Source organism: Halomonas sp. 3D7M (assembly GCF_014897885.1).
Classification (GTDB): Bacteria; Pseudomonadota; Gammaproteobacteria; order Pseudomonadales; family Halomonadaceae; genus Vreelandella.
On sequence record NZ_JABUZF010000252.1, the window covers coordinates 1 to 5300 of the forward strand.

General features: G+C 52.0%; 3 protein-coding genes. 2 read left to right on the forward strand and 1 reads right to left on the reverse strand.

The features are described 5' to 3' along the window. Positions 1-245 precede the first annotated feature (245 nt). Together nhaC and INT22_RS15265 are read left to right on the forward strand one after the other, a co-directional pair. On the forward strand, positions 246-1778 hold the full coding sequence (gene nhaC, locus INT22_RS15260) for a Na+/H+ antiporter NhaC (protein ID WP_089039934.1): 1533 nt from the start codon (positions 246-248) through the stop codon (positions 1776-1778). 159 nt (positions 1779-1937) lie between these two features. Continuing rightward, positions 1938-3200, forward strand: a complete 1263-nt coding sequence (locus INT22_RS15265) for an NAD(P)/FAD-dependent oxidoreductase (RefSeq protein ID WP_193060666.1) — start codon at positions 1938-1940, stop codon at positions 3198-3200. 83 nt (positions 3201-3283) lie between these two features. On the opposite strand, the gene INT22_RS15270 is transcribed toward INT22_RS15265, so the two are convergent. Beyond that, positions 3284-4594 carry a TonB-dependent receptor gene (locus INT22_RS15270; protein WP_193060665.1) on the reverse strand — a complete coding sequence of 437 codons (1311 nt, stop codon included), beginning with the start codon at positions 4592-4594 and terminating at the stop codon, positions 3284-3286. Positions 4595-5300: the final 706 nt, after the last annotated feature.

Below are 5300 nucleotides of genomic sequence, written 5' to 3' on the forward strand. Positions count from 1 at the left end.
GGACAACTGGGTTGAAAATCACCGATTCTTTTGTAACAGTGATGTGATCGCAATGCTGTTGAAGTGTTGAAAGTGCGATGACGCATTGTGCTTAATTAGCTGGTATAGATGAAAGGGCAGTATACCTCATAGAAAGCATGTCTATTGCTAACGCCTTAGATGATAAATCTCAAAAACTCCTGCTAAACGAAAAACATCGCTGCTGATAAACCTATTAAAAACTCAATAATAACGAGGTCTATAAGATGGAAGATAAACCAAAAAGGGTCCGTCAAAAACCCAGTCTCGGGCTTGCCCTTGTGCCCGTTGTGCTGACACTAATCGCCATCGGGGTACAAATTTTCTATTTTGGTGATTTCACACCACATATCCCGTTGGCCATCGGCCTGGCGATAACCTCGCTAGTGGGAATCAAACTTGGCTTCCGCTGGAAGCGGATTGAAGATGGGGCGTTTCACGTTATCAACGTGTCTTTGCCTTCGGTTTCGGTGTTGATCTTAGTGGGCATGATTATTGGCGTCTGGATTGCCAGCGGTACCGTGCCCAGTCTGATCTATTACGGCCTTCTTCTGTTGTCTCCGGCTTTCTTCCTTGCCGCGGCGATGCTGATTTGTGCGGTGGTGTCCGTTTCTTTGGGGACCTCCTGGGGAACCGTTGGTACGGTAGGTTTAGCGCTTGTTGGTATCGGCGCTGGGTTTGAAATTCCGATTTACTGGACTGCCGGCGCGGTTGTTTCTGGCGCCTTTTTTGGCGACAAAGTCTCACCGCTTTCCGACACCACAAACCTGGCGGCGGCGGTTACCGGTAACGATGTGTTCTCGCATATCAAAAACATGATGCCAACGACGCTTCCGGCCATGCTGATCGCGTTAGCCATCTATCTGGTGGTGGGCTTCACCATGATTGATGATCAAGCGGCATCTTTTGAGCGCATTGATGCCATCACTGCGTCACTAGACGAACACTTTACTATTTCTATCTGGCTGCTGTTGCCAGCGGTGCTGGTTATTGGGCTAGCCATCAAGAAAATGCCGCCGATTCCCTCCCTGTTTGCAGGTGTAATGGCGGGTGCGGTAACCGCCATGGCGGTTCAGGGGGTAGGTCTGCACGATATCGTTACTTACGCTAACTATGGTTACTCCATTGAAACCGGCGTGGAAGCCATGGACAGCCTGTTAAACCGTGGCGGCATTCAGTCAATGATGTGGACCATCTCGTTGATCCTGATTGCCTTGGCCTTTGGCGGTGCGTTGGAGAAAACGGGCTGCCTGGAGACCATCATCAAGGCCATTATGTCCAAGGTGCGCTCGTTCAAAGGCGTTCAAACCTCGGCAATTGCTACCTCCTTTGCAACTAACCTGGTGGCAGGCGACCCCTACCTATCTGTTGCGCTACCGGGGCGTATGTACGCGCCGACTTATCGTGGCCTGGGCTACTCAACCCTGAACCTATCGCGTGGTGTTGAGGAAGGTGGAACATTGATGTCGCCGCTCATTCCATGGAACGCAGGTGGTGCCTTCGTCATTAGCGTATTAGGGCTAGGTATTGGCGAAGGTAACGTCGAGAACCTGTTGTATATTCCGCTGGCCTTTGCCTGCTGGTTATCGCCTTTAATCGGTATTCTTTACGCACAGATGGGCTTGTTCTCGCCCAAGGCAACCGATGCAGAGCGTGCCCTGTGGGAAAAACAGGGGGAAGCGATTGCCTCTACCGAAGCATTGGGAGCTGCTGCTGACGCAGCCGTTACTAGCCCGACGCCAGCTCCAAGCTCGAGTTGATCGTCGCTAGTCGTTACGTGTTTTAACCGATAAGACAGCACCCCGGCTTGCGAAAGGCGGGGTGTTTGTCTTTTGAGCTAGGCGTTTTTTGCCGACAACTGAATCGCTGCGCCTTGGGTTTGCTTGCAAGCACGCCTGAATAAAACCAGGAGGATAATAATGACTACAACGCATCCAACAGTGGTCATTGGTGGTGGAATCGTTGGTATTTGCTGTGCGTTATATCTGCAAAAAGAGGGGCTCGACGTAACGCTCGTGGAGCCCGCTGTGTCTGGCGATAGTACCGCTAAGTGGAGCTGCGGGCAGATTGCGGTTAGCGAAATTATTCCTCAGTCCAAGCCTGGTATTATCAAAAAAGTGCCTGGGTGGCTGTTGGATCAAAAAGGGCCGCTGGCGCTGCGGCCATCAGCATTACCAGGGTTATTACCCTGGATGCTGCGCTTTATCACCCACGCGCGGCGTTCGCGCATCGACACTATCGCCCATGAGCTAGCGACCTTAACGCGCTGTGCCTTCCAGGATTATGAGCCCCTGCTTGCGAAGTGCCGTCGTGACGATCTGATTGGTCACCAACCAACCCTTGAACTGTTTGACGATGCGGCTGGGCTGGCTCATGAGCAAACTTATGTAGAGCTACGTCGCGCGCTAGGGTTTGTTTCCGAAACGCTAAATGCCGAACAGATTGCCGCTATGGAGCCGGCGTTAGCGGGACGCTTTTCTCACGGCTTGTTGTTGTCAGATTGGCGCACGGTGTGCGATACCGAAACCTTCCTAACCGAGCTTGCTCACAGCTTTGTAGAGCAGGGCGGCAAGCTTGTTCAGGATAGTGTGTCGCGTATTGAGACCCAGGCAGAGCGTGCCGTTGGTGTGACTCTGGCTAGCGGTGAGAGCCTGCCGGTCGAGCAGGTGGTGGTCGCCGCAGGCAACGGCAGCTCGGCGTTTTTTGAAGCACTAGGCATTAAGGTGCCGTTGATTAAGGTCGGCGGCTATCAGGTATTGCTACCCAACCCTGGTGTCGACTTAACCCACGCCACTTTTTATGCTGACGGCGGCTTTGGTCTGATTCCAATGGAGCGAGGGCTACAGATCGGCGGCACGATTGAGTTTGCTGGCAACCATGCTGAACCGAACTTCAAGCGTGCGGAGATCATTCTTGAAAAAGCCAAGACGATACTGCCATCGTTGAATACGGCTGGTATGGAGTTTGGCGCTGGCTGGCGCCCTTTCTTGCCAGACACTAAGCCTGTGATTGATAAATCGCCACTGCTTGAAAACGTGGCGATGGCTTTTGGTCATGGCCAATTGGGACTAACGCTAGGTGCCACGACGGGGCGCTTGGTAGCTGACATGCTGCAAGGGCGTGATAGCCAGTTGGATATTAGCCCTTTCAGTGCATCACGCTTTACATTGGCTGGTGGTTAATTGCCGGCTGCGCGGTGTGCAGGCTAAGAGGAGGGCCCGTCTCTTGAGTATGAGACGGGCTTTTTATCTATGATTGAGCGCACTTAGTGGTTATGTCCTGCATGACTGCCAAACGCTGCGTTGAACTGCACCATTCCCACCCACTGCTCATCATGCCCTGCAAAGTCTTCGCGGGTCAGTTGCGTGCGTACGAACATGTTATCGCGTACATGCCAAGTGAGCTGTGCGCTTTGCCGCCAGGACGTGTCTTCTGAGACGATCGCGGTAGGGTGGGTTCCCATCACTTTATTGGTTAACCCTAATGCTTCTGCCCGCAGGCCGACTTCCCAGCGAGGCGCAATACCGTAAATAGCGTCGATGTAAGCACCATCTTGTTGCTCAGTGTAGTGGTCGTGTGCATGAAAGTGATCATGGTGTTGCACATGCTCTTGCAGGTCACGTTCGCTATAGAAGTATTCCGCACCTAATTGCCAGTTGCCCTGGTGACCGGGCTGCTCCGCATCGTAGTTAAACCGCGCATCTAAGCCTGCGAACCAGTTGTCGCCTTCAGCGGTATGGGCATGGTGGCCATGGTCATCGACACGCACATACTGACGGTTCATGCCCGCAGACGTTCCCAGCGTTAGCTGCTTATTCGCACCGAGATCTGGGCGGTATTTAGCGAAAATCGTGCCCACGCGAGGGCCACTGGCGCGATCCTCATAGCCCCCTTCATCAAAGCGGCTGAAGCCTTCTCCCTCGCCTTGAAACAGCTCGCTACCCAGCGTCAAGGTGCTGTTTGGTGACCAGGTTAGCTGTAGGCCTGTATCGAGCAGACCATGCTCTCCAAACAAATACTCATTGACCAGTGGGCGCTCAACAAAATCCCAAGCGTGAGGATGTCGGCTGTTAATGTAGCCTATATCAGAAAGAAACTTACCGGCTTGTAAGCGCAGGCCGTTAGGCAGCGTACGCGTCGCAATAAAAGCCTCTTCCAGCGTGATATCGTCCTCCGTTAGCGAAACAACGGCCTTGCCCTCAAGGTGGGCGGTTTGCCCTTCGATAGCCACTTCAGAGTGTCCCAGGTTAAATCCATTGTCGAGATCATGGCTATGGCCGCCGTGGTCATGTCCTCCCTCATGATCGTGACTGCCTTCGTGCTCATGGCTAAAGCCTGCAGGTGAGTTTGCATCTCCTGAAAAGCGATTATGGTAGATGCCTTCCACAACTAAGGAAACGTTGATGCTGTTTTCAGCATCGCTATGTTTATCGTTGCTATGTTCATAGGCGTCGTGCTCATGAGCATGACCAGAGTGATCATGGTCGTGCCCATGATGGTGATCATCTGCATAGACAGAGGAGCTGATAAGCAGAGCAGTGGCAAGCGGTGTAAGCAGAAATAAAGAGCGTGGCACAGGTGTATTCCCTTAAACGTTAGAATTAAGCGCATAAAATGATATGTTATATTGTATCAATAATGCAATTGTGCTGAATTCTGTCGCTGCACGCGGCTAGCTTCGAGGGGGTGTGAGGCGTTTAAGAAAAGCTGACCAAAATGTTGACCGCACTATGCCTAAACAGGCCATTTTCAGGCTACAGGCACAAAAAAAGCACCCGGCGGCGTCGTTTGAACTGAATTATTAAGTGATTGTTATATATTGCTTTTATGTATTATCTATTGATTGGGCATACATCAGGGCATACACGGTGCTGGCTGCTAGGGCGCTTTCAACGGTGATTTGGTGGAGAAAGTGGGAATCGAATTGACAGAATCACAGCTTTTTTTAAGTCGGGGGAAGCGCGGGAAGGCTAGCACTACGAAACTTTTGTAATACCCGGCATTGGGGGGATTTGTGAGTAGCTTTAAACTACTCTCTATGCGCCTGGGGCAATCAGCGCAAAATTGCGCCCATTAGCGTTGTGCATTTCTGCATATCGCCGGGAACGCCAATTTGGCCGTCTGGGGGTGGTCAGCGTGACCGCGGCTTGAAGTGACTCAGGCTCACAATTAAAAGGTGGGAATCCCCACCTTTTTCCGGTTTCAAACCGCAAAATTCACTGCCTCGGTTTCAAATAAAAGCCCCAGCGTTAGCCAGGGCTGTGAATGCTGATAAATACGGC